Consider the following 25,392-nt stretch of genomic DNA (forward strand, 5'->3'; position numbering starts at 1 on the left):
TGCATGCCCGGCCATTTTTTTGCATTCAGAAACACTCACACGCTGGCGTCTTCGTCGATCTCTTCCGGCTCCTGCGTCAGCGGCAAGGGAATCACGGCTTCCACGCACGTCCCCTTGCCTTCCGGCCCCTGGCGCACGGTGAGGGTGCCGCCCAGCAACAAGGCACGTTCGCGCATGCCCAGCAAGCCGTGCGACATGGGTTTTTGCAGCGCATCTTCCGTGATGCCGATGCCGTCGTCGATCACGCGCAGCACCAAGCCGTGCTCGTTGCGCTTCAATGTCACGCTGACCATGCCGGCGCGCGCATATTTGAGGATATTCGTCAGCGATTCCTGCACGATGCGGAACAGGGCGATCGTCAGGGTCGCTTCGCGGTTGTCGATATTGATGGCCACATCCGTTTCGCAGCGAACCGAGCTCATGCGCGCAAAATCCTCGCAATAGCTTTCGATGGCGGCGCACAGGCCCAGGTTGTCCAGCAGGCTGGGGCGCAGATCTTCGACGATGCGGCGCTTCAGTTCCACCGTTTCCAGCAAGGTCGCCTTAGCGCGGCGCAATTGCGCGGCCAGGTCAGGCTGTGTATGCGCCAGTTGCTGCGTGACGGCCCCCAGGTCCATGCTGATCGAGGTCAGGTTGGCGCCCAGCTCATCGTGCAGCTCGCGCGCCAGGCGCGCCTTTTCCACTTCATTGACACTGATCAAATGGCGCGACAGCACGGATAACTGCTCCGTGCGCTTGCTGACCGTCGATTCCAGGGTGTCGTTGGCATTTTGCAATGCATACTCGACGGCCGCGCGGTTCTGGAAGCTGCGCCGCACCAGCTGGTAAAACATGATCAGCACGAGGATGGCCAGGGCATTGATGCCGATGCCGAGCAGCACGGCTTTCTGATACTCATGATAAAAGGCGGCGCTGCCGGACGACAGCGCTTCATTCTGCTCGCGCGTCATGATCACCACCTGCAGGCGGATCTCGTCCATGGTGGCGCGGTCGTCGGTCACGCGGGAAATGTTGACGATCTCGGCCAGCCCGCCCTGCTTGTAGACGTCGATCGACTGTTGCAGCATCGACATCTTGCGACGGATCAAGCTCTTTAATTGGCCCAGGTTCTTCAGTTGGGTGGGACTGCCTGCAAGCAAAGTCTGCAGCTCGTTGAATTCGTTTTCGATTTCGGTGGTGGCGGTCTTCGACGGCCCCAGATAGGTTTCCGAGCCGGAAATGAAATAGCCGCGCAAGCTGCTTTCCGCATCGAGCACGAGCACGTTCAAATACTGCAGGCGGTCCGCCACGCGGGCGCTCTGGCTGAGCAAGGCGTTCGTGCCCTTCAGCGACTGCAGGTTATGATAGAGACTGAAACCATTGAGTACAAGCAGCAAGGCGCAAGTCACGCACAGGATCGTCTTGTACAGGGGCAGGCGGTGATTCGGGGCCGGTTCAGCGGTGAAATACATCCTGATGTGCATCCTTAGCAAGGTTCGGCGCGGGAGAGAGCGCCGGCGCCGGCCAATTATAGTCCTCGCCACAAACTGCTGCACTGCACAACATCAAGTCGTGCCCGGCTAGCTGGCTGAGCGATCATGCTGCCATGATCGCACCGCAGCGCTAGTCAAGCAAATTGTTTTTCATTGCGTAATAGGTCAAGTCGCTGTTCGATTGCAAGCCCATTTTTTCCATGATGCGCGTACGGTAGGTGCTCACCGTCTTGATGCTCAGCGACAAGGCCACGCCGATATCGGACACGGTGGCGCCGCGCGCCAGGCGCAGGAAGACCTGGAACTCGCGGTCCGACAATTCCGTATGCAAGGCCGCATTCGTGTCGCGGTCGAACGACTGCGCCAGCAACTCGCCCACGGTGGAGCTGACATAGCGGCGCCCCTGGAATACGGTGCGCACGGCCGTCATCAGCTCATCGGCTTCGCATTCCTTGTTCAGATAGCCATTCGCGCCCATCTTGAACAGGTTCAGCGCGTATTGCTGCGCAGGATAGCCGCTGAGGATCAGCACGGGCAATTCCGGCTGGCCCTGGCGGATCGTGCGCAAGGTATCGATGCCGCTCTGGTCGGGCATGGCTATATCGAGCAGCAATACATCGCAAATTTCGCGGCGGGCGATATCGAGCGCTTCGCGCCCCGTACCGGCTTCCGCCACCACACTGAAATCGTCTGACGACGAAAAAATCTGTTTGAATCCAGCTCGTACTATTTGGTGATCATCACAAATGGCAACGCGTATCATTGTTTCCCCTTAAATTTTCCTGGCCTGGGAAAGACTACCGGAACCTGAACGCTGCTCCGGCCTAGCGTCACTAACAAAAACGCAACATTAACATTATATTCAAAATATGGCGCACCGTACGGTAGCGGCAGCGCCAAGGCGGAGCCGGAGCGCCCATGCAGTATAGTCAAGCGGTACCGGACAACCCCACCTATATTGGTACAAATCTTATTTTAGCAAGTTTAAAATCGCCATTAATTCATTGCGTATCCACGCGCGGTCCAGCGGCGCTTCCTGCGGCACGACGGGCATGGCCGGCAGCACAGGCAGCTCATCAAGAATGGCATGCGATGCGCCACGGCTATCGAGCTTGTTGCGCGCGCCGCTGATGGTAAAACCCTGCTCATACAGCAATTCGCGGATGCGGCGTATCAACAGCACCTCATGGTGCTGATAATAACGGCGGTTGCCACGTCGTTTGACCGGCTTGAGCTGAGAAAACTCCTGCTCCCAGTAGCGCAGCACGTGCGGTTTGACGCCGCACAACTCGCTCACCTCGCCGATCGTGAAATAGCGTTTCGCCGGAATGGGCGGCAAGGGGGCGATCAACTCGGTTTTACTGATGCGCTCGTTCATCGCCACTCACTCAGGCAGCACGTGCCAGCGGACTGGTCTCTTCGACCATGCTTTTCAGCTTCTGGCTCGCATGAAAGGTCACGACGCGGCGCGCCGTGATGGGAATCTCTTCACCCGTCTTCGGATTGCGGCCCGGCCGTTGCGGCTTGTCGCGCAGCTGGAAATTGCCGAAACCGGACAATTTGACGGCCTCGCCGCGCTCGAGCGCATTGCGGATTTCATCGAAAAAGGTCTCGACCATATCCTTCGCTTCGCGCTTGTTCAGGCCCACTTGCTCGAACAACAGTTCGGCCAGTTCCGCCTTGGTCAAGGTGGGTAAATCTTTTTCCGCTTCCTGGCGCACTTTGGCAACCAGCATGGCCCGATGCAAATCGGCGGCCAGTGCGGATTGCAGTACGGCGGAATCAACGTCGCTGTTATTAATTTTCCTGCCCTGCCTTTTCTGTGCGCCCGAGCCCGCCACATGGCAAGCTCGTCTACGGTTGACGACGGAAAGGCCGTCACGCAAAAAGTGACGGCCAGTCCGGAATTACGAACGCAGTTTCGCGTCGTGGCCCTGCTTGGCGGCATCGATCAGGACAGCCATCAGGCCATCGACGACATCGTCTTGCAGGGTGTTTTGAGTATCTTGCAAGCTAATCCGGAAAGCAAGGCTTTTTTCATCCGTTTCCAGCCCTTTTCCACGATATTCATCAAATAAAACAATGGCTTGCACGATACGCGCCGCCGGGCTTGCCTTGACGGCGGCGTGGAAACTGTCGAGCAGATCCTGCACGGCCACCGATTGCTTGACGACCACGGCCAGGTCGCGGCTGGCGCCAGGGAATTTCGAGATTTCCTGGTACACGGGCACGACGCGTTGCGTCAGGGCAGCGGCATCGACTTCGAACAGCACGGGCGCCAGCGGCAGGTCGTACTTTTGCATCCAGCGCGGGTGCAATTCGCCGATGAAACCGATGACCTTGCCGTCGAGTTCCACATTGGCCGAACGGCCCGGATGCAGGGCTGGATGTTCCGCCTTGGTGAAACGCAAGACCAGCGGCGCGAACAGCGCTTCCAGGTCCGCCTTCACGTCGAAGAAGTCGACCGTGCGGGACGGCTGGCCCCACTGCTCGTCGGCCACCGCGCCGTAAGCCATGGCCGCCACGCGCTTGGGCTGGGCGTAGCCGGCCACCGACAAGGGGCCGTTTTGCACGCTGTCGTCGCGCTGGTAGATGGCGCCCACTTCGAAGATGCGCACGCGGTTCGTCTTGCGGTTCAGGTTATAGCGCACGTTGGCGATCAGGCTGCCGATCAGCGAGGAACGCATCACGCTCATCTGGCTGGCGATCGGGTTCTGCAATTTGATCGGATGCGTATTGCCCGAGAAATCGCGCTCCCATGCCGTGTCGACAAAGCTCATGTTAACCACTTCCTGGAAGCCCAGGTCGGCCAGCTCATGACGTACCGCAAACAAGGAGCGGGTATTTTCCGGTGCAATCTGCATCACGTTCGCGGCCACGGGCGGCAAGGTCGGGATGTTTTCGAAGCCGTACACGCGCGCCACTTCCTCGATCAAGTCTTCCTCGATCTCGATGTCGAAACGGTAGCTGGGCGACGTCACGGAAAACACGCCGTCGGCCAGGGTGAACGGCAGCGCCAGGCGCGTGAAGATGTCGGCGATCAGCGCATCGGTCAGCGGCACGCCGATGACTTTTTGCGCGCGCGCCGTGCGCATGGTCACGGGCTGGCGCTGCGGCAAGTTCACCACGTGGTCGTCGACGGGGCCGACGGTGGTGGCCGATGTGCCGCAGATTTCCACGATCAGGGCCGTGATGCGCTCGATATGCTCGACGGTGGTGGCAAAATCGACGCCGCGCTCGAAACGGTGCGCCGCATCGGTCGAGAAATTCAAACGGCGGGCGCGGCCCTGGATGGCATTCGGCCACCAGAATGCCGCTTCCAGGTAGATGCTGTCCGTATCGTCCGATACCGAGCTGGCGTCGCCGCCCATGATGCCGGCCAGCGATTCGATTTCCTGCTCATCGGCAATGACGCCGAGCCACTCGTCGACGGCGATGGTGTTGCCGTTCAACAGCTTGACGGATTCGCCCGCCTTGCCCCAACGCACGTCGAGGCTGCCGTGGATCTTCGCCAGGTCGAACACGTGGCTGGGACGGCCCAGTTCCAGCATGACATAGTTGGAAATGTCGACCAGGGCCGACAACGGACGCTGGCCGCTGCGCTCGAGGCGCTGCTTCATCCAGTCCGGCGTGGCTGCCTTGGCGTTCAGGCCGCGGATGACGCGGCCCGTGAAACGGCCGCACAGGTCCGGCGCGCTGACTTTCACGGGCAGGACTTCGTCGCTGGAAACCGGCACGGCGCGGAACTGCGGCGCATTCAGCGGTACGCCCGTGAGTGCCGACACTTCGCGCGCCACGCCCAGCACGGACAGGCAGTCCGCCTTGTTCGGCGTCAACTTGATGGTGAATTTCAAGTCGTTCAAGGCAAAGTAATCGCGGAAATTCTGGCCGATCGGCGCGTCGTCCGGCAATTCCATCAAGCCGGCGTTTTCTTCCGACAATTTCAATTCGCGCGCGGAGCACAGCATGCCTTGCGACTCGACGCCGCGCAGCTGGCCCACCTTGATTTCAAACGGCTTGCCATCGGCGCCGGGGGGCAGCACGGCGCCCGCCATCGCGCAGACGACTTTCAAGCCCGGGCGCACGTTGGGCGCGCCGCAGACGATGTTGAGCATGGTGCCCGTGCCGACGTCGACCTGGCACACGTTCAGGCGGTCCGCGTTCGGATGTTTTTCCATCTCCAGGATCAAACCTACCACCACGTTCGAGAAAGGCGGGGCGACGGGATCGACGTCCTCGACTTCGAGACCGGACATGGTCAGCAGATGGGCCAGTTCGTCCGAAGTCATCTTCGGATCGACCATGGTACGGAGCCAGTTTTCGGAAAATTGCATAATCAAGCCTTCAAAGGGTCAAAGCTCACAGCGCGAGCGCACGGGCGCTCAAGCGCCATGAATCAAACGGAACAACGCTTAGTTGAATTGCTTCAAGAAACGCAAGTCGCCTTCATAGAACAGACGCAGGTCATTGATGCCATAGCGCAGCATCGTCAAGCGTTCCAGGCCGGAGCCGAAAGCGAAACCGATGAATTTCTCGGGATCGAGGCCGAAGTTCTTCACCACGGTCGGATGCACCTGGCCGGCGCCCGACACTTCCAGCCAGCGGCCCTTCAAAGGACCGGAGCCGAAGGCGATGTCGATCTCGGCCGACGGTTCCGTGAACGGGAAGTACGACGGGCGGAAGCGCACCTGCAGGTCGTCCGTTTCGAAGAAGGCCTTGACGAAGTTCAGGTACACGCCCTTCAGGTCGGCAAAGCTGATGTCTTCGGCGATCCACAGGCCTTCGACCTGGTGGAACATCGGCGAATGGGTGGCGTCGCTGTCGACGCGGTAGGTGCGGCCCGGCGCGATGACCTTGATCGGCGGCGTATGCGTGCGCGCATAGCGCACCTGCATCGGGCTTGTGTGCGTGCGCAGCAGCAAGGGCTTGCCATCGGTGTCGTTGCCATCGATGTAGAACGTATCTTGCATGGAACGGGCTGGATGGTTTTCCGGGCTGTTGAGCGCCGTGAAGTTGGTCCAGTCGTTTTCGATTTCGGGGCCGTCGGCCACGTCGAAGCCGATCGAGCGGAAGATTTCCTCGACCCGCTCCCACGTGCGCATCACGGGATGGATGCCGCCTGGCATGCGGCCACGGCCCGGCAGGGTCACGTCGATCGCTTCGGCGTTCAGACGGCCTTGCATCTGGGCATCGGCCAGCGCATCACGGCGCGCCGTCAGCGCGTCTTCGATCTGCACTTTGACGGCATTGATCAGGGCGCCCTGCGCCTTGCGCGCGTCCGGGTCCAGCTTGCCCAGGCCCTTCATCATTTCAGTAATCTGGCCAGTCTTGCCCAGGTAGCGGGCTTTGGCGTTTTCAAGTGCGGCAGCGTCTGCGGCGGCGATAAAGTCAGCCTGGGCCGAGACGACGAGTTCTTCTAGGGAGTTCATGCGGCTTTTCCTGTTTTGGAAATCAATCCTGGATTTAGTAATCTAGAACCCAACAATCAAAAACGGAAACGGGGCACAAGGTGGTTGTACACCCCTGCCCCGCTCTTTATAACGTCACCCTGGGGGTAACGTTGTGCAATGACCGATGCTTACGCAGCGATTTTTGCTTTCACTGCGTTGACAATCGCAGCGAATGCTGGCTTGTCCATCACAGCCATATCGGCCAGGACTTTACGGTCCAGTTCGATATTTGCTTTTTTCAAGCCGTTCATGAATACGCTGTACGTTACGCCATGCTCACGGGAAGCGGCGTTGATACGGGCGATCCACAGGCGGCGGAAAACACGCTTCTTGTTGCGGCGATCGCGGTAAGCGTATTGGCCAGCGCGCATAACTGCTTGCTTGGCAACACGGTATACACGGCTGCGGCGACCACGGTAGCCTTTAGCTTGAACAAGAATCTTCTTATGACGGGCACGAGCTGTAACCCCACGTTTTACTCTAGGCATAGTAACTCCTTAAATTGAGTGTGAGATTAAGCAGTCGGCATCATGCGCATGACGGATGTGACATCCGATGCGTTGATGTTACGGGTACCGCGCAACTGACGTTTGTTTTTGGTGGTTTTCTTGGTCAGGATGTGGCGTTTGAACGCGTGACCCGACTTGACTGTTCCACCTGGACGCACGCGAAAACGTTTTTTCGCGGAGCTTTTGGTCTTCATTTTAGGCATAGCAATCTGTCCTCTTACGGACAGCTCCATTTATAACAGGATTGCAGGTGGCAACACGACGCTGCGCTTAGATGCCTGCTTTCACATGTTGTGCAGCGGATGCGAGTCCGCTACAGTTCACGCGGCCCGCACATTGCTGAGCGGGCCGCGCAAATTCTGCCTGGAATCTGGTGTCGCACCAATGCTGGCGCAAACCACGTCGATCCACAGTAAAACGCTATTGTAGCTTACTTCTTCTTCTTAGGCGAAAGAACCATGATCATTTGGCGGCCTTCCATCTTCGGGAACTGCTCGACCTGGCCGTACGGCTCCAGATCGGCTTTCAGACGTTCCAGCATGCGGAAGCCAATATCCTGGTGCGCCATCTCACGACCGCGGAAACGCAAAGTGATCTTGGTTTTATCGCCGTCTTCAAGGAACTTGATGAGATTACGCAACTTGATATTGTAGTCACCATCATCAGTCCCCGGACGGAATTTGACTTCCTTCACGAGGATGATCTTTTGCTTCAATTTGGCTTCGTGAGCTTTCTTTTGCTCCGAATACTTAAATTTGCCGTAGTCCATCAAACGGCATACCGGTGGCTGCGCGGTAGGCGCAATTTCCACCAGGTCGACGTTTGCCTCTTCCGCCAGGCGGAAGGCTTCAGCCAAACTTACGATACCGAGTGGCTCGTTATCGACCCCGCTTAAACGCATTTCAGGGGCAGTGATTTCGCCATTGATGCGATGTGACTTGTCAGTAGCTATTGTAATTTCCTTTAAAAATCTTGTAAGACGGTCGTGCAGCGAGTTTCCTCGTCAGGCCTTGGTGTCGACTTCATGTTTGAGTCGCTCAATCAGGGCATCGACGGACATGACGCCCAGATCGACATTGCCCCGCGCCCGCACGGCCACTGTATTCGCATCCCGCTCTTTGTCGCCAATTACTAAGATGTAAGGCAATTTTTGTACGGAATGTTCACGTATTTTATAGGTAATCTTCTCGTTACGCAAATCAGCCTGTACACGCAGCCCCGCTTTGCGCAGTTTTGTTGTTACTTCTTGTACATAATCAGCTTGAGCGTCGGAAATATTCAACACCGACACCTGCACCGGCGACAGCCACAACGGCATGGCACCCGCATAGTGTTCGATCAGGATGCCGATGAAACGTTCCAGCGAACCCACGATCGCGCGGTGCAGCATGATCGGCACCTGGCGCGTGTTGTCCACGGCCACGTATTCGGCACCCAGGCGGCCCGGCATCGACGGGTCGATCTGCACGGTGCCCACTTGCCATGCGCGGCCCAGACTATCCTTCAAGTGGTATTCGATCTTCGGACCATAGAACGCGCCCTCGCCCGGCAATTCCGTCCATTCCACGCCGCAGGCGCGCAGAGCCGAACGCAGGGATTCCTCGGCGAAATCCCACGATTCTTCCGTGCCGATGCGGTTATCGGGACGCAAGGCCAGTTTCACGTCGATATTCGTGAAGCCGAACGCCGTGTACACATCCATGGCCTGCTGGTGGAAGGCCGTCACTTCGCCGGCGATCTGCTCTTCCAGGCAGAAGATGTGGCCGTCATCCTGCGTAAATCCGCGCACGCGCATCATGCCGTGCAAGGCGCCCGACGGTTCGTTGCGATGGCATTGGCCGAATTCGCCGTAGCGCAATGGCAAGTCGCGGTAGCTGCGCATGCCATTGTTGAAAATCTGGATATGACCAGGGCAATTCATCGGCTTCAGCGCATAGGCACGGTTTTCCGATTCCGTGATGAACATGTTTTCACGGTAATTATCCCAGTGGCCGGTTTTTTCCCACAGGCCACGGTCGAGAATCTGCGGCGCCTTGACTTCCTGGTAACCGTTGACCTGGTACACATTGCGCATGTATTGTTCGACCTGCTGCCAGATCGACCAGCCTTTCGGGTGCCAGAAGATCAGGCCTGGCGCTTCTTCCTGGAAATGGAAGAAATCGAGCTGCTTGCCCAACTTGCGGTGATCGCGCTTTTCCGCCTCTTCCAGGTTGTGCAGATACAATTCCTGGTCCTCCTTCTTGGCCCAGGCCGTGCCATAGATACGCTGCAGCATCTCGTTTTTCGAGTCACCGCGCCAGTAGGCGCCGGCCAGCTTCATCAGTTTGAAGACTTTCAGCTTGCCCGTCGATGGCACGTGGGGGCCGCGGCACAAGTCCGTGAACTTGCCTTCGGAATACAGCGACACTTCCTGGTCGGCCGGGATGGAGCCGATCAGTTCAGCCTTGTAGGCTTCGCCGATGCCCTTGAAGTAGTCGATGGCTTCGTCGCGCGCGACAACCTTGCGCGTGACTTGCTCATCCTTCTTGGCCAGTTCCGCCATTTTCTTTTCGATCGCAACCAGATCCTCCGGCGTGAACGGCCGCTTGTAGGCGAAGTCATAATAAAAGCCGTTGTCGATCACGGGGCCGATGGTCACTTGCGCGTCCGGGAACAATTCCTTGACGGCATATGCCAGCAAGTGGGCCGTCGAGTGGCGGATCACTTCCAGGCCGTCGGCGTCCTTGTCCGTGACGATCGCCAGTTCCGCGTCTTGCTCGATCAGATAGGAGGTATCGACCAGCTTGCCGTCGACCTTGCCCGCCAGGGCAGCCTTGGCCAGGCCGGTACCAATATTGGCCGCAACCTGGGCCACGGTGACCGGGCCGTCAAATTGACGGGCGGAACCATCGGGAAGTCGGATTGTAAGCATATTGATCTCCATATCGGCGCTGGCGCCAGGTAAAACTGCAATGAATGGTGTGGACTGAAAAACTGAAAGGAAAACGCAGACGCAAAAAAACGCGGACTAGCCGCGTTTTTCACTTTTTTGAGACAAAGGAAACCCGTTCGACTAGCGTCACTCCCAAAGCTTGGTAGTAGTTCGCGGTGTCATAACCGGTTTTACCTTTCTCTCTAACTGCATTCCTGGTGGGCGGTGAGGAATTCGAATCCCCGACCCCTTGGATGTCGACCAAGTATTCTAACCAGCTGAACTAACCGCCCGTAAAACTTTTGTTGATCATTGTATTTCAAATGACCGCTTGCGGCTTGCGCCAGCTTAAAACTCTTTAAAACCACTTACTGCTAAATTCTGGTGGGCGGTGAGGAATTCGAATCCCCGACCCCTTGGATGTCGACCAAGTATTCTAACCAGCTGAACTAACCGCCCCGAAGACCAGCATTATAGAGAGGCTTTCCCAGAATGACAAGGGCTGTTTTACAGGAAACTTTAATCTGTTTTTCATCCGCTTCCCGGGCGTCAGCCCCTTTTATATAGAGTCGGCCCGGTGCATGCGGAATGCCGCTAGAATCGCGGCATGAACTCCACCCTATTCGCCTGGCTGAAAACCCTGAGCCGCATCTGCGGTTTTGAAACGGCCGACTCCTTCCCGCCCAATCACCCCTACGCGCGCACGCGCTGGGAAGCCGCGTATTTCGATATCGCTTCCGACGTGAAGCCCGACGAGATCGAGCGGCGCATCTGCGCGGCCATTGCCAACACGCCGAGCGTCTTCGCCTACATCACCAATCCCACGCCGCGCATGCAGCGCGCGCTGCTGAACGTGATCCACGACCGGCTGCGGCGCCAGCCCGGCGCGGGCGCCACGGACCTGGTCTTGTTGTTGATCAATGCCTACGCCAGCGACCACATCACGGAAGCCGTGCCCGGCCTGCGCACCCTGATCCACAACACGGCACACGAAGACACGAATCTGCGCGTGCATGCGATCCTGGAATTGCTGGTCGGCACGCCACGGGGACTCGACGTGATCGACATGTAATCGTCACGCATGATTGGCGGGCACATAACGCGCCCGCAGGCGCATGAACGGCGTTTCCACCACTCTATACAAGAGCCAGCCCGTAAAGATACTAACGGCGATACTGATCAGTATCGCCACGAGGCCGTCCGGCCCATACCCCATCTCCTGCAACAGTGGGCGCAGCAGGATGCATAGTTGCTTGTGCAACAGATAAATCGCATACGACCACAGGGCCAGGCTGGCCGCGCCCGGCACGCGCAGTTTATATAATGCGCTGCCGGGACTGAGCGCGGCGATCAGCAGCAAGCTGAAACTGACGGCCAGGGCCGGATAGCCGAACACGGTCACCGCATAGCCATAGTGATCGGTGAGAAACACATAAAACATCAGCGCCGTGCCCGCGATTCCCGCCAGCAAGGTGCGGTTGCCGTAGGAGGTGAGGCGTGTCCAGGCACCAGGGTGGTAATTCTTCATCAGCGCCAAGGCCACGCCCGCCACCAGTTCGTCGAAGCGGCACCACGACGCGTAATAAATATACTTGTAATAGCCAAGGCCGCCGCGCGGTACTTGCACGTATTCATCCCACAGGTAGGCGCGCACCAGCATGCCGACGATCAAGCTGGCGGCCACGGCCAGCCAGGCCCACAGCAAGGACTTGCGGCAGGCGGCGATCATCAGCGCCACGGCCGGCAGCAGCACGTAGAACTGCTCTTCCACACACAGCGACCACGCATGGGAAAACGCCGTGCCCGGCGTCAGATTGATGTTTTGCGTAAACGTCAGGAATTTCCACAGCGGCAATAGCGCGCTATCGCCGCGAAACGCGGGCCACACATAATACAAAGCCAGCACGACATAAAAATTGGGCAAGGTGCGCAAAAATCTCCGCGCATAGAAGCGGGACAGTGAAAAGCCGTGTGCGCTGCGCAAGGCCCCGAAGATCTGGTTGCCGATCAGGTAGCCGCTGAGGGCAAAGAACAGGTCCACGCCTACCCAGCCGATTTCGCCCCAGAAACCGAACGCCCCGCCCTCGCTGACGAACAGCAAATAATGGTTCATGAAGACGAGCACGATGGCCAGCGCGCGCAAGGTGTCGAGGCCATACAGGCGGGAAGGATGGAACGTACTGGACATGGAATCGGCAAGGGAAAACAACGGTGGCGCCGATCATGCCACGCCAGAGTGCGCCATGGCCACATTTTTGCAGGCGTGCACGGCGAATCCCGCTAAAATATGCCGACCCCGCTTTCCCTTCCCGCAACAGCATAGGATATGTCCAGCATGAGCAGCGCACTCCACTTCAAGTCCATCAACTACACGGGCCAGGGCAGCGGCCCGCGCCTGATCGTCACGGGCGCCGTGCACGGCAATGAAACCTGCGGTACCAAGGGTATTCAACGCGTGATGGCTGAACTCGACAGCGGCGCCCTCTCCATCGTGGCCGGCAGCGTCACCTTCGTGCCCATCACCAACCCGCTGGCTTACGCCAAGGGCGTGCGCAGCGGCGACCGCAACCTGAACCGCAACCTGTTTCCGAACGACAATCCACAGGATTTCGAAGACCGCATCGCCAACTGGCTATGCCCCTTGCTGGGCCAGCACGACGTGCTGCTCGACTTGCACTCGTTCAATGCCGACAGCCAGCCCTTCGTCATGGTGGGGCCGCGCAACAACGACGGTCCGCTGCAACCGTTTCAACATGAAGACAAAGAACGCGCGCTGGCGCGCCGCCTGGGCGTGCGCCGCTTCGTCGACGGCTGGCTGCATGCCTACGGTCAGGGCGTGCAGCGCCGCCTGGGCAATAGCGACCAGGTGGGCCTGGTCTTGCGCTATGGCGTGGGCACGACGGAATACATGCGCTCGACGGGCGGCTATGCCCTGACCCTGGAATGCGGCCAGCACGCGGACCCGGCCGCGCCGGATGTGGCCTACCGCGCCATCATGAACACGCTCGCCTTCCTCGGCTTCATCGACGCGCCGCCACCGGAACCGATCGCCGATGCCGACATGGAAGCGCTGAACATGGTCGTCGTGCACGACAAGCTGCATACAAGCGACCGCTTCATCAAGACCTGGTCCAGCTTTGACAAGGTCAAACAGGGCGAGCAGATCGGCGTGCGCGCGGACGGCACGCCCGTGACGGCCGAATTCGACGCCTATATCCTCTTCCCGGACGTCAACGCGCAAGCCAATGCCGAGTGGTATTACCTGGCGCGGGTGGCCAGCAGCTTCTGATCAATGCCCCACTGATTTGGAAAAGAGATTAATCACCAGCACGCCGGCAATGATCAGCCCCAGGCCGATCAGGGCCGGCGTATCGAGGCTTTGCTTGAACCAGAACCAGCCCACGGCGGAAATGAGCACGATGCCCACGCCCGACCAGATCGCATACACGATGCCGGTAGGAATGACCTTCAGGGTCAGCGACAAGCACCAGAAGGCGATGCTGTAGCCGACCACGGTGATGATGCTGGGCCACAAGCGGCTGAAGCCCTCGGACGCCTTCAAGGCGCTGGTGGCGATGACTTCGGCGATGATGGCGATGGCCAGGTAGAAATACGTCATGGCGAGACTCATGCTGGCATCCTTTATTGCGGGCTGAGCAATTTCAAGCCCAGGATGCCGGAGACGATCAGGGCGATGCAGGCGATGCGCGCGGCGCTGGCCGGTTCGCCCAGCACCATGATGCCGAAGATGGCCGTGCCCACGGTGCCGATGCCCGTCCAGATGGCGTACGCCGTGCCCAGCGGCAAGGTGCGCAAGGCCAGGCCCAGCATCACCACACTGCCCAGCATGGACACCGCCGTCAAGACGGAGGGCACGAGGCGGGTAAAGCCGGCGCTGTATTTGAGGCCGATGGCCCAGCCGATTTCCAGCAAACCCGCCAATACCAGAATGATCCACGCCATACTTTTCTCCCGAGGCGGCAGGGTCGTCCCCGCCATGCAGCCCCCACATCGAGCGGGGTCGTCCCCACAGGAGCAAAAGGAAAAGTATACCACTGGGTGAAAAGTCTTGCCGCAAGCACATTTTTTCTGGTGCTGTTGCCAAAAAACATGCGTCTGGCAGCATAATTGCCGCATCCATTCACTCTCGGGAACAACGATGCTGCTACTGGCCCAAATCCTTACCGCCCTCATCCTGCTGCTGCACGTCTACATCATGCTGCTGGAAACCGTGCTGTTCGATGCGCGCGGACGCAAGGTCTTTGGCCTGAGCAAGGAAAAGGCGGAGATCGTGCGCCCCGCCATGTCGAACCAGGGCTGCTACAACGGCTTTCTTGTCGCCGCGCTGGCGCTGGGCTTTTTTCATCCGGACGCGGCCATCGCCCATGCATTCACCGTCTTCGGCCTGACCTGCATCGCCGTGGCCGGCGTGTGGGGCGCAGCCACCGTCATGGCGCGTATCCTCTACCTGCAAACCGTGCCGGCCGTCATCGCCTTGCTGCTGTTCCACTTCGCCTGATCCCTGCCAAGGCGGCCAGCCGGCCGCCCTACCCCACTCCGTGCCGCCCGCGCATACCCCAAATGGGTGATGTTTCCAAGAAACACGCCCGATACAATTCCTTGTAGCAATAAAAAAGATACCACCAGACACATGGTGGCAAGTCACAGTCCACAGGGGAAATCATGCAAGCACATCCAACCACCTTTGCCGTCACTTTGCTCGGCTGCCTCATGCTGTCCGCCTGCGGTGGCGGCGGCAGCGACGACAGCGGCTCGGGCAGCGGCTCCACCAGTGCCAGCGGCGGCACCTCGTCAAGCTGCCAGTACAGCAATCTGATCAGCGATACGGAACGCAAGCAGGCCAGCGCCTGTGGCATCCAGGTATCGGGCAACTACGCCCAGGCGGACTCGGGATACGATAGCCTCGTTGCCGCCTGCAAACAGGGAGACAAAGCCAAGGCGGATGCCTATTACAGTGGCACCTACCAGCACATGGTCGACTATGCGCGCGCCGTGAGCAAGGAACTCGGTTGCGGGCAAAACAACGGCGCCACCTTGCCCAACAACACCACGGCCAGCAACTACAATTTCTGTGTCAAAAGCACCACCGTCAATGGTAAGCTCAGCTATGAAGGCGCTTGCTATGGCCCCGTCAAATCCGGCGAAGGCGGCTGCGGCAGCGGCTATAACCATATCAGCCAGTACGCCAGCCTCAGCACGTGCACCTCCGGCGGCAAAAGCTGGCTGGAATCGCGTTAAGGAAGCCGGGCGGCCATAGCAAAGGCCGCCCGCGATCTTGTCCATCGCTTGCCGCATGAGGATCGCCAATGACGCCATCGCTCGCCGTCGCCAGCCAGGCACTGATTACCCTAATCTATGAAGCGGCCACGCGGCATGGCGCTTGGTCGCAATTCCTCGCCGCCCTTGCGCAACAACTGAAATCGCACGCGGGTTTGATCTGGGCCAATGATTTCAGCAACCGCTCGGTCGACGTGCAGCTGCCGGGCAGCGGCCTGGCCGCCACGTATGGCTTCGAATCGGAGGCCATGGCCAGCTTTGCCAGCTACTACGGCGCGCGCAATGTGTGGCTGGAAGACGCCACCCTGCACCGCGAGGGCGCCGTCGTCACCGGCTCCATGCTGTTTCCCGACCATTGCCTGAAGAAAACCGAGTACTGGACGGACTGGCTGCGCCCGCAAGACATCTTCTATACGGCGGCGGCCATCGTCGAATTGCGCGCCGAGCGCTCCACCAACGTCACCGTGGTACGCCGCGAACAGGCGGGCGTCTACGAGGCGGGCGAGCTGGCGCTGATCCGCAGCCTGATGCCGCACCTGCAGACGGCCTTTGCCCTGCAGCGCAAACTGCGCCGGCTGGAAGTGCTGTCCCAGAGTTCCACCCAGGTGCTGGAATTGCTGCCGTTCGGCGTACTGTTGCTCGACGCCACCTCACAATTGCTGTACGCCAACGAGCGGGCGCTGGCCATGACGGCGTCAACGCGCTTGCTGCAGCTGCGCGAGGGAGCGCCCCTGTATTGCCCGCGCGAAGCGGACAACGGCGCGCTGCGGCGCATGCTGCACGAGGCGGCCCAAACGGGCACGACAGCGGCAGGCGGCCCCGGCGGCGTGCTCAACCTGAACGGCTTGACGGGAGAGCAGCTGCGCCTGCGCGTCACGCCCCTGCCCTCCTGGCACAGCCCGTTCGGCTCGGCCAGCGCCATCGCCGTCTTCCTCAGCGACAGCAGCGACCTGATCACCTCCCTGGCGGCGACCCTGCGCAATTTCTATGGCATGACCGTGGCCGAGGCGCGCCTGACGGAAGCGCTCGTCAACGGCTACTCCCTGCAGGAATACGCCGAACGCCAGCGCATCTCCATCCACACGGCCCGCACGCAAATCAAGAGCGCCACCGCCAAGGCCGGCGCCCAGCGCCAGGTGGACCTGGTGCGCATCGTGCTGACGGGCCCGGCCGTGCTGCAGCGCAATCCCCTTCCCGCCTGAGCTTTCAAAAACGCGCGCCGCCGGCACGCTTTTCATTTATATCGTAAGATACGTATATCGCAATATAACGATATTAGAATTGAACAATCACGATATATACATCGCTGAAAAGCGAATTGTGTATTGAGGAGAAACAACATGGATATCGACGCCATCCACAAGGCGCTGGCCAATCCCGTGCGCCGGCAGATTTTGCAATGGCTCAAGGAGCCGGAACAGTATTTCCAGGAACAGGACCACCCGCTGCACCTGGGCGTGTGCGCCGGCCTGATCGACCGCCGCCTGAACCTGTCGCAATCGACGGTGTCGGCGCACCTGGCCAGCTTGCAGAAGGCGGGCCTGGTTTCGGCCACCAAGGTGGGCCAATGGAGTTTCTTCAGCCGCAACGAAACCACCATCGCGGCCTTTCTCGACCACATGCAACAAGGTTTGTAAGCATCCCCATCTCAACGCCGCCCGACCGGCCCCCCACAAGGAAATGACAATCATGACAACCCTATTCGCCCCCATCACCATCGGCAGCCTGCAACTGAAAAACCGCATCATCATGGCGCCGCTGACGCGTTCGCGCGCCGGCAATCCGGGCCGCGTGCCCAACGCCCTGATGGCCGAGTACTACGCGCAGCGCGCTTCGGCCGGCATGATCATTTCGGAAGCGACGGCCGTCACGCCGCAGGGCGTGGGCTATGCGGACACGCCCGGCATCTGGTCCGACGAGCAGGTGGAAGGCTGGAAACACATCACCCGCGCAGTGCATGAGGCGGGTGGCAAGATCGTGCTGCAACTGTGGCATGTGGGCCGCATTTCCGCGCCCCTGTTCCTGAATGGCGATTTGCCCGTGGCACCCAGCGCCGTCAAGCCGGCCGGCCACGTCAGCCTGGTGCGCCCGCAACAGGAATTCGTCACGCCGCGCGCGCTGGACGCGGAAGAAATCCCCGGCATCGTGGCGGCCTACCGCCTGGGCGCAGAGAATGCAAAGAAAGCGGGCTTCGACGGCGTGGAAATCCATGGCGCCAATGGATATCTGCTCGACCAGTTCCTGCAAGACAGCACCAACTTGCGCACCGATAACTACGGCGGTTCGATTGAAAACCGCGCCCGATTGATGCTGGAAGTGACGGACGCCTGCATAGCCGTGTGGGGCGCGGACAAAGTGGGCATGCACCTGGCGCCGCGCCGCGACGCACACGACATGGGCGATTCCGACCCGCGCGCTACCTTCGGCTATGTGGCGCGCGAACTGGGCAAACGGGGCATCGCCTTCATCTGCGCCCGCGAAGCGCTCGGTGACGACCGCCTGGGCCCCTACCTGAAGCAGGAATTTGGCGGCGTGTACATTGCCAACGAGAAAATGGACAAGGCGGCGGCCGAAGCCTTGCTGGCCAAGGGCGAAGCCGATGCCGTGGCCTTCGGCCTGTGGTTCATCGCCAACCCCGACCTGCCCATCCGCCTGCACAGCGACGCGCCATTGAACCCGCTGAACCCGGACACCCTGTATGCACCGGACGCCGCCGGCTACACGGACTACCCGGCGCTGGCCGCACAAGCCTGAACGGCCCCCTGAGCACGAGCGGCACTGCGCCGCTCCCCCCTTGGCGGCGGGCGCAACGATACCAACGCACTGACCGCGTGACGATCGCGGCGCCCGCCGTTTTTACCTGCCCTTCAGCGCCATCGGCGCCGTGCCGGCCGGGCCGGGCGGCGCGCCTGCACGCTGCTGAAGACGCGGCGTATTACTTCGGCCGGCACCGCGTGCTCGCGCAAATAGGCGGTCGCCACCGTTCGCCCCAGGGCATGATGAAACGCCACGCCACGCTCAACGAGCTCGGCCATCACTGTGTCCGTTCGAACATGCTCCCCATGTACATCGTCGATACTGTTTTTCATGCCATGGCTCCATAGCGGGTGGATCAACCTTGCATCAAGTTTTGACCACATACCGTGCATTTAGTGCCCGGCACAGGAAGCAAGCATGGTTAAAATGGCAGTGTAAACGACCCCGACACCGCATGGATAGCGGCCTTCGCTGCTTGTCGCCACCGCCAGCCCCGTATAGAATGCCTGCGCAGAATTTTTGCTTCACGGAAAATGGCCACCAGCGCCATCCCATTAAGAACAGTGTCACTGAAGGGTATCAATGGACGATTTATTTGTACAAGCGGGCGACTTGCCGACCTGGCACCAGCGCTGCGCGCTGCGCGTGCTGCACCTGTTCGGCTGGCGCATGCGCTTCCGCCCCTTGCCGGGGCCGCGCGGCATCGCCGTCGTCTACCCGCACACGTCGAACTGGGATTTCATGGTGGGCCTGTTCGGAAAATGGGCGCTTTCGCTGCCGTTCCGCTGGCTGGCCAAGGATTCGCTGTTCCGCGGCCCCATGGGCAAGGTGCTGCGCTACCTGGGCGGCGAACCAGTCGACCGCAGCACCACCAGCGGCACGATCCAGCGCCAGGCCGAGCGCATGCTGGCCGCCGACTGGTACTGGCTGGCCATCACGCCGGAAGCGACGCGCAGCTACCGTCCGAACTGGAAAAGCGGCTTCTATCACCTGGCCGTCGCCGCCAAGGTGCCGCTGTTGCTGGTCTACATCGACTACCCGAACAAGGTGCTGGGCGTCGTCGACCACTTATACTTGACGGGCGACAAGGATGCCGACATGGCGGCGATTGCCGCCGTGTATGCGGGCCACCAGGGCTTGCATCCGGAAAAAGCCGCGCCCATCGTTCTGTCCGACAAGCGCCCCGCCCCTTAATTCATTCCCATCAGCACCACGCCGGCGGCCGTCAAGGCCACGCCGGCCACACGCAGCACGCGCTCGGCCAGCACCAGGCCGGTGACACGTCCCGCACACAGCAGCATGGCCGAGGCCAGCATGAAGCCGCACGCGGCCGAGGCGGCCGGCAATTCCTGTCCATGCGCATTGCCATGCGCCAGCGCAAACATGGCCACCAATCCCAAGCCTAGCCAGTTCGGCAAGGCCAGCGCCAGCGCGATGGCCAGTCCCACCAGCGCCACCGTCGCGGCGATGCCCGTTTCCAGCCCCGGCACCGTCAAGCCCGCCATGCCGGCCAGCGCGCCGAACAGCATCATGCCGAGGAAAGTGGCAGGCTGGCCCCAGCCGCGGCGCTGCTGGCCGCCCCAGAGACCCACGCCCAGCATGGCCAGCAAATGGTCGATGCCCGTGAACGGATGGGCGAAGCCGGCCAGGAAGCCCACGCTGTCGCCATGACCGGGGTGGGCCATGGCGGGCACGGCCAGCAGGCACAGTGCCGCCACGGCGGCCGTTTTTGTCATCAGTGTTGCGCTCATTGCAGCTCCTTGCCTGGTTGATCGAGCAAACCTTGCTCGCGGATAAAATCGATCACGGCCTGCACGCCGTCGCCGCTGCGCAGGTTGGTGAACACGAAGGGCCGCTCGCCGCGCATGCGCCTGGCGTCCTGCGCCATCACGTCGAGGTTGGCGCCCACGTACGGCGCCAGGTCCGTCTTGTTGATGATCAACAAGTCGGAGCGCGTGATGCCGGGGCCGCCCTTGCGCGGGATTTTTTCGCCGCCGGCCACGTCGATCACGTAGATCGTCAGGTCCGACAGTTCCGGGCTGAAGGTGGCAGCCAGATTGTCCCCGCCCGATTCGACCAGGATCAGGTCGAGATCGGGAAAATCAGCCTGCATGCGTGCGATCGCTTCCAGGTTGATCGAGGCATCTTCGCGGATGGCCGTGTGCGGGCAGCCGCCCGTCTCCACGCCCATCAGGCGCTCGGCCGGCAAGGCATCGGCGCGCAACAGGATTTCCATGTCTTCCTTGGTGTAGATGTCGTTCGTGATGACGGCCATGTCGTAGCGCTCGCGCATGCCCTTGCACAGCATTTCGCACAGGGCCGTCTTGCCCGAGCCAACGGGCCCGCCGATGCCCACGCGCAGGGGATTGGAGGTAATCGATGTCATGTTTGCTCTCTCATTGAATAGTTCAGGAACGGTACAGGCGGCTGTACTGCACTTCGTGCCGCATCGACAGCAGCGACAGGCCCGGTGCCCAGTTGCCCATCTCGTCGTCTGCCAAGGTTTGCGCCGTGATCGCCGCCGCTTCCAGGTCCGGCCGCAGCGACAGCAGCAAACGCTGGCCCGCCACCTGCCCCAGCGGCACGGATTTCACGCAGACGAGCACCTGGTTTTCCGCCCAGGCGAACAGCATGGCCAGCAGCGCCTCTTCGCGCGGGATGGCCAGTGCCGCCACGGCGCAGGCATACGCGGTGGGCAGGGCCACTTCCGGCTCGCCCTGCAGCATGTCGATCAGCACGCCGTCGGCCACGCCCAGCTCGGCCAGCAATTTGGTCAGCGAGTATCCCATCTGGATGGTTTCGGCGCGAAATTCCGCCGTGTCGCGCGAAGCGATGAAACGCTCGCTCCAGCGCTGCACGGCGCCCAGGTCCTGCGCTGCAAACGCCTGCATCAAGCGCCAGCACAAAGGCGCCTCCCAGCGCGCCACCACCTGCGCCAGATGCTGCGCGATCCACTCGCGCGCCGTGGCCGCATCCGTCACCAGGCCCGATTCCAGCGCCGCTTCCAGCCCCTGCGAATAGCTGTAGGCGCCGATCGGCAAGGCCGGGCTGGCGAACTGCAGCAGATGCAGCAGGGCCGATGCCTGCATCACGCGGCGCCCGGCGCATCGCCTGGACGGTGGATTTTCTGCCGCAGCGGCACGGGCGCCAGCAAGTGCTGGCCGTGGCCGTCGTGGTGGCCATGGCCGCCGCCGTAGGCGCCCGCTTCCGGCTCGAACGGCGCGCTTTCTTCCGTCACCGTCGCCTGCAAGCCCTCCAGCATTTCCTTCAACACCACATCCTTGCGGATGCGCAAGAAGCCGTCGCCCACCTGCGCCTGCGTGTGGCGGTTCCCCAGGTGGAAAGCGCAGCGCAGCAGGGTATGCGCATCCGCGCAGCGCACCAGGTAGGTCGGTTCGCGCGCGGCGACGATCCGCACCACCTGCCCTTCCGGCCCCGTCATGCGCTCGCCGTCGCGCAGCACCGTGCCGCGCACGGTGAACACGGCGACGTCGTCGCCATTCGACAGCACGGCGCGCAGCCGGCATTTTTCGCGCTGGTCGTAGGGCAGCACCAATTGGGCAAACGGCGCGCGGTCATCGTCGGGACCTAATTTGGTATGCAAAGTGAGCATGCTTGTCTCCCGCTTAAAATAGAAAATAACGCTGCGCCATGGGCAGCACGGCCGCCGCCTCGCACACGAGCAGCTGGCCGTCGGCGCGCACGGCATAGGTTTCCGGGTCCACTTCCATGTGCGGCGTGGCGCCGTTGTGGATCATGTCGGCCTTGCGCAAGCCGCGCATGTTTTTCACGGCGATGACGGATTTATTGAGTTTGAGCTGATGCCCGATATCGAGCTCGTAGGCCGCCTGCGAGACGAACGTAAACGACTTTTTCAGGCCGCCGCCGAAGGCGCCGAACATCATGCGGTAATGCACGGGCTGCGGCGTGGGAATCGAGGCGTTCGGGTCGCCCATCTGCGCGGCCGCGATCATGCCGCCCTTGAGTATCATCGACGGCTTGACGCCGAAGAAGGCCGGCTTCCACAGCACGATATCGGCGATCTTGCCCGCCTCGATGGAACCCACCACGTGCGATATCCCGTGCGTGATGGCCGGGTTGATCGTGTACTTGGCGATGTAGCGCTTGGCGCGGAAATTGTCGCTGCGCGCCGTGTCGGGCGCCAGCGCGCCCCGCTGCACCTTCATCTTGTGCGCCGTCTGCCAGGTGCGCATGATCACTTCGCCCACGCGGCCCATCGCCTGCGAGTCGGACGACATCATCGAGATGGCGCCGATATCGTGCAGGATGTCTTCGGCGGCGATGGTTTCGCGGCGGATGCGCGACTCGGCAAAGGCCACGTCTTCGGCAATGGCCGGGTCCAGGTGGTGACACACCATCAGCATGTCCAGGTGCTCGTCGAGCGTGTTGACGGTGAACGGGCGCGTGGGGTTGGTCGACGAGGGCAGCACGTTGGACTGGCCCACGGCGGCGATGATGTCGGGCGCATGGCCGCCGCCCGCCCCTTCCGTGTGGAAGGTGTGGATGGTGCGGTCCTTGAAGGCAGCCAGGGTGTGTTCGAGGAAGCCCCCTTCGTTGAGGGTATCGCTGTGCAGCGCCACCTGAATATCCATGCGGTCGGCCACCGACAGGCAGTTGTCGATGGCGGCCGGCGTGCTGCCCCAGTCCTCGTGCAGTTTCAGGCCGATGGCGCCCGCGCGCACCTGTTCTTCCAGGGGCAGCGGCAAACTGACGTTGCCTTTGCCCATGAAGCCCAGGTTCATCGGGAAGGCGTCGGCGGCGGCCAGCATGGCGTGCAAGTGCCACGGTCCCGGCGTGCAGGTGGTGGCGGCCGTGCCCACGGCCGGCCCCGTGCCGCCGCCCAGCATGGTGGTCACGCCGCTCATCAGCGCTTCCTCGATCTGCTGCGGGCAGATGAAGTGGATGTGCGTGTCGACGCCGCCGGCCGTGACGATCATGCCTTCGCCGGCGATGATCTCGGTGGCGCCGCCGATGGCGAGCGTGACGCCGGGCTGGATGTCCGGGTTGCCCGCCTTGCCGATGCCGAAGATCAGGCCGTTTTTCAGGCCGATATCCGCCTTCACGATGCCCCAGTGGTCGAGGATGACGGCATTCGTGATGACGGTGTCCATCACCTCGGCCGCGCAGCGCTGCGACTGGCCCATGCCGTCGCGGATGACTTTGCCTCCGCCGAATTTCACTTCTTCGCCGTAGATCGCGTAATCATGCTCGATCTCGATGAACAGTGCCGTGTCGGCCAGGCGGATGCGGTCGCCCTTGGTGGGGCCGAACATCTCGGCATACGCGCCGCGGGGAATGCTGGCCATCTCAATCCTTTCCCGGTGGTGTGTCTTGCAGTTCGCCCATCACTGCGCCATTGAAGCCGAACACCTTGCGCTCGCCCGCCAGCGCCACCAGTTCCACCGTACGCTGCTGGCCCGGCTCGAAGCGCACGGCCGTGCCGGCCGTGATGTTCAGGCGCATGCCGTAGGCGCGCCAGCGCTCGAAGGCCAGCGCCGGGTTGACTTCAAAAAAGTGGAAGTGCGAGCCGACCTGGATGGGCCGGTCGCCGCGGTTGGCCACCACCACGGTGGCCGTGGCGCGCCCCGCGTTCAAGCTGATTTCGCCTTCTTCCAACTGGTATTCGCCTGGGGTCATGAGGGGCTCCTTCGCAAAAAAAACTACGGTATCGGGTGGTGCACGGTCACCAGCTTGCTGCCATCGGGGAAAGTCGCTTCCACCTGGATGTCGGGGATCATCTCGGCGATGCCGTCCATGACGTCCGCGCGCGAAAGTATCTTCGTGCCGTCCGACATCAGCTGCGCCACCGACTTGCCGTCGCGCGCCCCTTCCATGATGGCGGCGCTGATCAGGGCCACCGCTTCCGGGTAATTGAGCTTCAAGCCGCGCGCCAGGCGCCGTTCGGCCAGCAGCGCGGCCGTAAAAATGAGCAGCTTGTCTTTTTCGCGGGGAGTCAGGTCCATGGTTTTCCTTGTGCTTCTTTCCTGTTCAAGTGTTCCAGATGCGAGGCACGACGGCGTCGCGCCCCAGCATGGCGGGGCGCAGCAACTGCCAGGCGGCCAGCATGATGCGGCGCGCCGCCTCGCTGTCGCCACACAGCAGGCGCACCGCCACCAGCGATTTCATCTGCGTGGCGCCAAATGCGGCGCCTTCCGGCACGGCGATCCCGCGCACGGCCGCCAGTACGGCGGAAGAAACGGGCGTGCCGACGGCGATCAGGGTGGCGCATACCGTGTGTCCGCCCAGGCCGAGGGGGCTGGCCATCAGCGCGCCGCGGGCGGCCAGCACGCCCTGCTCCCACCACAGCAGCTTGCCGCCGCGGCGGATCCGCACCTGCTGGCTGATGCTGCCCGTGTTGAACATTTCCCCCGCGGCGCTGCGGCCCAGGCAGACGATGTCGCAGCCGATGTAGCCGGCGTCCGGCGCCAGCTCCACTTCATGGCGCAGGCGCACGCAGGCCTGGTCGAAGAAAATGCTTTCCTGCGGCAGCCACTCGATAGCGGCGCCGCGGCCCGCGCGCAGCACGATGTGCTGGCCCGAGACGTGGCCATTCGCGCGGTACCATTTGGCGGCGCCCGGCGACGTGAGCAAGGCGTGCGCGCCCTCGCCCGCCGTGACGTCGACGGCCAGCTGGTCGCCACCCACCACGCCGCCGGGCGGATGGATGATGATGGCGTGGCAGACGCCATCGCCTTCCGGGTACAGGGGCTTTTGCACGCGCAGGGGGCCGCTGTGCGTGCGCTCGACGAGGCGGCTGACGCCATCGTGCAGCGCAAAGCCCAGGCGCAGGTGCGCCTGCCAGGCGCCGTGCGCGCTGGCTGGTGTAGGCATGACTGGATGGCTGCTGTCTGGCATGCGGGGCAATCGCGTAAATAAGCGATTACCTAAGCAGGATATGTGCCAGCGTCAGGGGAAGGAAAAGTGAGAATCACGCACCGCGCTGCAGCGGACGCACCGGCATGGTGCATCGGCCG

General features: G+C 61.5%; 30 protein-coding genes and 2 tRNA genes. 8 read left to right on the top strand and 24 right to left on the bottom strand.

All coding sequences use genetic code 11. The features are described from left to right. Positions 1 to 35: 35 nt before the first annotated feature. The 12 genes from AC07VH_RS07915 to AC07VH_RS07970 form a co-directional block, all read right to left on the bottom strand. Positions 36 to 1,451 (bottom strand): sensor histidine kinase, encoded by a 1,416-nt coding sequence (locus AC07VH_RS07915; protein WP_494787140.1) that lies wholly within the window; start codon positions 1,449 to 1,451, stop codon positions 36 to 38. A 151-nt stretch (positions 1,452 to 1,602) separates the two neighbouring features. Next, positions 1,603 to 2,235, bottom strand: a complete 633-nt coding sequence (locus AC07VH_RS07920; RefSeq protein ID WP_010399201.1) for a response regulator — start codon at positions 2,233 to 2,235, stop codon at positions 1,603 to 1,605. Between the two features lie 207 nt (positions 2,236 to 2,442). Next, positions 2,443 to 2,850, bottom strand: a complete 408-nt coding sequence (locus tag AC07VH_RS07925; RefSeq protein ID WP_475413958.1) for a MerR family transcriptional regulator — start codon at positions 2,848 to 2,850, stop codon at positions 2,443 to 2,445. Positions 2,851 to 2,860: 10 nt separating this feature from the next. Next, a complete protein-coding gene (locus tag AC07VH_RS07930; protein ID WP_010399205.1) occupies positions 2,861 to 3,208 on the bottom strand; it encodes an integration host factor subunit alpha in 348 nt (115 codons plus the stop codon). Positions 3,209 to 3,379: 171 nt separating this feature from the next. Continuing rightward, positions 3,380 to 5,806 (bottom strand): phenylalanine--tRNA ligase subunit beta, encoded by a 2,427-nt coding sequence (gene pheT, locus AC07VH_RS07935; protein WP_494787141.1) that lies wholly within the window; start codon positions 5,804 to 5,806, stop codon positions 3,380 to 3,382. A 78-nt stretch (positions 5,807 to 5,884) separates the two neighbouring features. Beyond that, complete coding sequence (gene pheS, locus AC07VH_RS07940; RefSeq protein WP_034751917.1) at positions 5,885 to 6,901, bottom strand: phenylalanine--tRNA ligase subunit alpha; 1,017 nt, start codon at positions 6,899 to 6,901, stop codon at positions 5,885 to 5,887. Positions 6,902 to 7,050: 149 nt separating this feature from the next. Beyond that, a complete protein-coding gene (gene rplT, locus AC07VH_RS07945; RefSeq protein ID WP_010399214.1) occupies positions 7,051 to 7,410 on the bottom strand; it encodes a 50S ribosomal protein L20 in 360 nt (119 codons plus the stop codon). Between the two features lie 26 nt (positions 7,411 to 7,436). Then, entirely contained in the window at positions 7,437 to 7,634 is a 198-nt protein-coding gene (gene rpmI / locus AC07VH_RS07950; RefSeq protein WP_038493025.1) for a 50S ribosomal protein L35, read from the bottom strand. A 227-nt stretch (positions 7,635 to 7,861) separates the two neighbouring features. Then, positions 7,862 to 8,422, bottom strand: coding sequence for a translation initiation factor IF-3 (gene infC / locus AC07VH_RS07955; RefSeq protein WP_205711303.1), 561 nt, complete (start codon positions 8,420 to 8,422; stop codon positions 7,862 to 7,864). 12 nt (positions 8,423 to 8,434) lie between these two features. After that, positions 8,435 to 10,342, bottom strand: a complete 1,908-nt coding sequence (gene thrS / locus AC07VH_RS07960; protein ID WP_071326353.1) for a threonine--tRNA ligase — start codon at positions 10,340 to 10,342, stop codon at positions 8,435 to 8,437. 216 nt (positions 10,343 to 10,558) lie between these two features. After that, positions 10,559 to 10,635 (bottom strand) — tRNA-Val (locus AC07VH_RS07965). A gap of 89 nt (positions 10,636 to 10,724) precedes the next feature. Beyond that, a tRNA-Val gene (locus tag AC07VH_RS07970) sits at positions 10,725 to 10,801 on the bottom strand. Between the two features lie 148 nt (positions 10,802 to 10,949). On the opposite strand from AC07VH_RS07970, the gene AC07VH_RS07975 reads away from it, so the two are divergent. Continuing rightward, the gene (locus AC07VH_RS07975; protein WP_494787142.1) at positions 10,950 to 11,414 is read left to right on the top strand and encodes a hypothetical protein; all 465 of its coding nucleotides are present in this window, start codon (positions 10,950 to 10,952) and stop codon (positions 11,412 to 11,414) included. A gap of 3 nt (positions 11,415 to 11,417) precedes the next feature. Here the strand turns inward: AC07VH_RS07975 and AC07VH_RS07980 are convergent, their stop codons facing one another. Beyond that, positions 11,418 to 12,530 carry an acyltransferase family protein gene (locus AC07VH_RS07980; RefSeq protein ID WP_494787143.1) on the bottom strand — a complete coding sequence of 371 codons (1,113 nt, stop codon included), beginning with the start codon at positions 12,528 to 12,530 and terminating at the stop codon, positions 11,418 to 11,420. A 138-nt stretch (positions 12,531 to 12,668) separates the two neighbouring features. Here AC07VH_RS07980 and AC07VH_RS07985 point away from each other — a divergent pair, with 138 nt between their 5' ends. Beyond that, complete coding sequence (locus AC07VH_RS07985) at positions 12,669 to 13,631, top strand: M14 family metallopeptidase (protein WP_494787144.1); 963 nt, start codon at positions 12,669 to 12,671, stop codon at positions 13,629 to 13,631. Here AC07VH_RS07985 and AC07VH_RS07990 read toward each other — a convergent pair whose 3' ends face one another. Together AC07VH_RS07990 and sugE are read right to left on the bottom strand one after the other, a co-directional pair. Then, complete coding sequence (locus AC07VH_RS07990) at positions 13,632 to 13,961, bottom strand: SMR family transporter (RefSeq protein WP_151097794.1); 330 nt, start codon at positions 13,959 to 13,961, stop codon at positions 13,632 to 13,634. A gap of 23 nt (positions 13,962 to 13,984) precedes the next feature. Beyond that, entirely contained in the window at positions 13,985 to 14,305 is a 321-nt protein-coding gene (gene sugE, locus AC07VH_RS07995) for a quaternary ammonium compound efflux SMR transporter SugE (protein ID WP_070217981.1), read from the bottom strand. A gap of 196 nt (positions 14,306 to 14,501) precedes the next feature. Between sugE and AC07VH_RS08000 the strand changes: the two genes are divergently transcribed. The 5 genes from AC07VH_RS08000 (at position 14,502) to AC07VH_RS08020 (ending at position 18,394) form a co-directional block, all read left to right on the top strand. Next, entirely contained in the window at positions 14,502 to 14,861 is a 360-nt protein-coding gene (locus tag AC07VH_RS08000) for a DUF1304 domain-containing protein (RefSeq protein ID WP_494787145.1), read from the top strand. 164 nt (positions 14,862 to 15,025) lie between these two features. Next, entirely contained in the window at positions 15,026 to 15,601 is a 576-nt protein-coding gene (locus AC07VH_RS08005; RefSeq protein ID WP_494787146.1) for a hypothetical protein, read from the top strand. Between the two features lie 68 nt (positions 15,602 to 15,669). Further along, a complete protein-coding gene (locus tag AC07VH_RS08010; RefSeq protein ID WP_475413967.1) occupies positions 15,670 to 16,842 on the top strand; it encodes a helix-turn-helix transcriptional regulator in 1,173 nt (390 codons plus the stop codon). Between the two features lie 138 nt (positions 16,843 to 16,980). Next, positions 16,981 to 17,277: an ArsR/SmtB family transcription factor gene (locus AC07VH_RS08015; RefSeq protein WP_494787147.1), complete on the top strand. Its 297-nt coding sequence runs from the start codon at positions 16,981 to 16,983 to the stop codon at positions 17,275 to 17,277. A 52-nt stretch (positions 17,278 to 17,329) separates the two neighbouring features. Next, entirely contained in the window at positions 17,330 to 18,394 is a 1,065-nt protein-coding gene (locus AC07VH_RS08020) for an alkene reductase (RefSeq protein ID WP_494787148.1), read from the top strand. Positions 18,395 to 18,507: 113 nt separating this feature from the next. On the opposite strand, the gene AC07VH_RS08025 is transcribed toward AC07VH_RS08020, so the two are convergent. Next, the gene (locus tag AC07VH_RS08025; RefSeq protein WP_475413970.1) at positions 18,508 to 18,729 is read right to left on the bottom strand and encodes a hypothetical protein; all 222 of its coding nucleotides are present in this window, start codon (positions 18,727 to 18,729) and stop codon (positions 18,508 to 18,510) included. Positions 18,730 to 18,979: 250 nt separating this feature from the next. Between AC07VH_RS08025 and AC07VH_RS08030 the strand changes: the two genes are divergently transcribed. Next, on the top strand, positions 18,980 to 19,591 hold the full coding sequence (locus tag AC07VH_RS08030; protein WP_475413971.1) for a 1-acyl-sn-glycerol-3-phosphate acyltransferase: 612 nt from the start codon (positions 18,980 to 18,982) through the stop codon (positions 19,589 to 19,591). Here the strand turns inward: AC07VH_RS08030 and AC07VH_RS08035 are convergent. Genes AC07VH_RS08035 through AC07VH_RS08070 form a run of 8 tightly spaced genes read right to left on the bottom strand, consistent with a single transcriptional unit; the run spans position 19,588 to position 25,249 of the window. Continuing rightward, entirely contained in the window at positions 19,588 to 20,148 is a 561-nt protein-coding gene (locus AC07VH_RS08035; RefSeq protein WP_494787149.1) for a HupE/UreJ family protein, read from the bottom strand. The genes AC07VH_RS08030 and AC07VH_RS08035 overlap by 4 nt on opposite strands. Next, positions 20,145 to 20,783 carry an urease accessory protein UreG gene (ureG, locus tag AC07VH_RS08040; RefSeq protein ID WP_493043815.1) on the bottom strand — a complete coding sequence of 213 codons (639 nt, stop codon included), beginning with the start codon at positions 20,781 to 20,783 and terminating at the stop codon, positions 20,145 to 20,147. The genes AC07VH_RS08035 and ureG overlap by 4 nt, the downstream gene beginning before the upstream one ends. Positions 20,784 to 20,805: 22 nt before the next feature. Further along, on the bottom strand, positions 20,806 to 21,486 hold the full coding sequence (locus AC07VH_RS08045; RefSeq protein ID WP_494787425.1) for an urease accessory protein UreF: 681 nt from the start codon (positions 21,484 to 21,486) through the stop codon (positions 20,806 to 20,808). Further along, positions 21,486 to 22,010: an urease accessory protein UreE gene (gene ureE / locus AC07VH_RS08050; RefSeq protein WP_494787150.1), complete on the bottom strand. Its 525-nt coding sequence runs from the start codon at positions 22,008 to 22,010 to the stop codon at positions 21,486 to 21,488. Before ureE ends, AC07VH_RS08045 begins: the two co-directional genes overlap by 1 nt. Before the next feature lie 13 nt (positions 22,011 to 22,023). Then, complete coding sequence (gene ureC, locus AC07VH_RS08055) at positions 22,024 to 23,724, bottom strand: urease subunit alpha (RefSeq protein ID WP_494787151.1); 1,701 nt, start codon at positions 23,722 to 23,724, stop codon at positions 22,024 to 22,026. 1 nt (position 23,725) lies between these two features. Beyond that, positions 23,726 to 24,055: an urease subunit beta gene (locus AC07VH_RS08060; RefSeq protein WP_219306870.1), complete on the bottom strand. Its 330-nt coding sequence runs from the start codon at positions 24,053 to 24,055 to the stop codon at positions 23,726 to 23,728. A 23-nt stretch (positions 24,056 to 24,078) separates the two neighbouring features. Next, entirely contained in the window at positions 24,079 to 24,381 is a 303-nt protein-coding gene (locus AC07VH_RS08065; protein WP_034751936.1) for an urease subunit gamma, read from the bottom strand. A gap of 25 nt (positions 24,382 to 24,406) precedes the next feature. Further along, positions 24,407 to 25,249 (bottom strand): urease accessory protein UreD, encoded by an 843-nt coding sequence (locus AC07VH_RS08070; RefSeq protein ID WP_494787152.1) that lies wholly within the window; start codon positions 25,247 to 25,249, stop codon positions 24,407 to 24,409. Positions 25,250 to 25,392 lie beyond the last annotated feature (143 nt).

Source organism: Janthinobacterium sp. GW821-FHT03C10 (assembly GCF_059420865.1).

Coding starts and splice junctions, on each gene's coding strand:
- AC07VH_RS07915 (WP_494787140.1), bottom strand. CDS start 1,451: ATGTATTTCACCGCTGAACCGGCCCCGAATCACCGCCTGCCCCTGTAC.
- AC07VH_RS07920 (WP_010399201.1), bottom strand. CDS start 2,235: ATGATACGCGTTGCCATTTGTGATGATCACCAAATAGTACGAGCTGGA.
- AC07VH_RS07925 (WP_475413958.1), bottom strand. CDS start 2,850: ATGAACGAGCGCATCAGTAAAACCGAGTTGATCGCCCCCTTGCCGCCC.
- AC07VH_RS07930 (WP_010399205.1), bottom strand. CDS start 3,208: ATGCTGGTTGCCAAAGTGCGCCAGGAAGCGGAAAAAGATTTACCCACC.
- pheT (WP_494787141.1), bottom strand. CDS start 5,806: ATGCAATTTTCCGAAAACTGGCTCCGTACCATGGTCGATCCGAAGATG.
- pheS (WP_034751917.1), bottom strand. CDS start 6,901: ATGAACTCCCTAGAAGAACTCGTCGTCTCGGCCCAGGCTGACTTTATC.
- rplT (WP_010399214.1), bottom strand. CDS start 7,410: ATGCCTAGAGTAAAACGTGGGGTTACAGCTCGTGCCCGTCATAAGAAG.
- rpmI (WP_038493025.1), bottom strand. CDS start 7,634: ATGCCTAAAATGAAGACCAAAAGCTCCGCGAAAAAACGTTTTCGCGTG.
- thrS (WP_071326353.1), bottom strand. CDS start 10,342: ATGCTTACAATCCGACTTCCCGATGGTTCCGCCCGTCAATTTGACGGC.
- AC07VH_RS07975 (WP_494787142.1), top strand. CDS start 10,950: ATGAACTCCACCCTATTCGCCTGGCTGAAAACCCTGAGCCGCATCTGC.
- AC07VH_RS07980 (WP_494787143.1), bottom strand. CDS start 12,530: ATGTCCAGTACGTTCCATCCTTCCCGCCTGTATGGCCTCGACACCTTG.
- AC07VH_RS07985 (WP_494787144.1), top strand. CDS start 12,669: ATGTCCAGCATGAGCAGCGCACTCCACTTCAAGTCCATCAACTACACG.
- AC07VH_RS07990 (WP_151097794.1), bottom strand. CDS start 13,961: ATGACGTATTTCTACCTGGCCATCGCCATCATCGCCGAAGTCATCGCC.
- sugE (WP_070217981.1), bottom strand. CDS start 14,305: ATGGCGTGGATCATTCTGGTATTGGCGGGTTTGCTGGAAATCGGCTGG.
- AC07VH_RS08000 (WP_494787145.1), top strand. CDS start 14,502: ATGCTGCTACTGGCCCAAATCCTTACCGCCCTCATCCTGCTGCTGCAC.
- AC07VH_RS08005 (WP_494787146.1), top strand. CDS start 15,026: ATGCAAGCACATCCAACCACCTTTGCCGTCACTTTGCTCGGCTGCCTC.
- AC07VH_RS08010 (WP_475413967.1), top strand. CDS start 15,670: ATGACGCCATCGCTCGCCGTCGCCAGCCAGGCACTGATTACCCTAATC.
- AC07VH_RS08015 (WP_494787147.1), top strand. CDS start 16,981: ATGGATATCGACGCCATCCACAAGGCGCTGGCCAATCCCGTGCGCCGG.
- AC07VH_RS08020 (WP_494787148.1), top strand. CDS start 17,330: ATGACAACCCTATTCGCCCCCATCACCATCGGCAGCCTGCAACTGAAA.
- AC07VH_RS08025 (WP_475413970.1), bottom strand. CDS start 18,729: ATGAAAAACAGTATCGACGATGTACATGGGGAGCATGTTCGAACGGAC.
- AC07VH_RS08030 (WP_475413971.1), top strand. CDS start 18,980: ATGGACGATTTATTTGTACAAGCGGGCGACTTGCCGACCTGGCACCAG.
- AC07VH_RS08035 (WP_494787149.1), bottom strand. CDS start 20,148: ATGAGCGCAACACTGATGACAAAAACGGCCGCCGTGGCGGCACTGTGC.
- ureG (WP_493043815.1), bottom strand. CDS start 20,783: ATGACATCGATTACCTCCAATCCCCTGCGCGTGGGCATCGGCGGGCCC.
- AC07VH_RS08045 (WP_494787425.1), bottom strand. CDS start 21,486: ATGCAGGCATCGGCCCTGCTGCATCTGCTGCAGTTCGCCAGCCCGGCC.
- ureE (WP_494787150.1), bottom strand. CDS start 22,010: ATGCTCACTTTGCATACCAAATTAGGTCCCGACGATGACCGCGCGCCG.
- ureC (WP_494787151.1), bottom strand. CDS start 23,724: ATGGCCAGCATTCCCCGCGGCGCGTATGCCGAGATGTTCGGCCCCACC.
- AC07VH_RS08060 (WP_219306870.1), bottom strand. CDS start 24,055: ATGACCCCAGGCGAATACCAGTTGGAAGAAGGCGAAATCAGCTTGAAC.
- AC07VH_RS08065 (WP_034751936.1), bottom strand. CDS start 24,381: ATGGACCTGACTCCCCGCGAAAAAGACAAGCTGCTCATTTTTACGGCC.
- AC07VH_RS08070 (WP_494787152.1), bottom strand. CDS start 25,249: ATGCCTACACCAGCCAGCGCGCACGGCGCCTGGCAGGCGCACCTGCGC.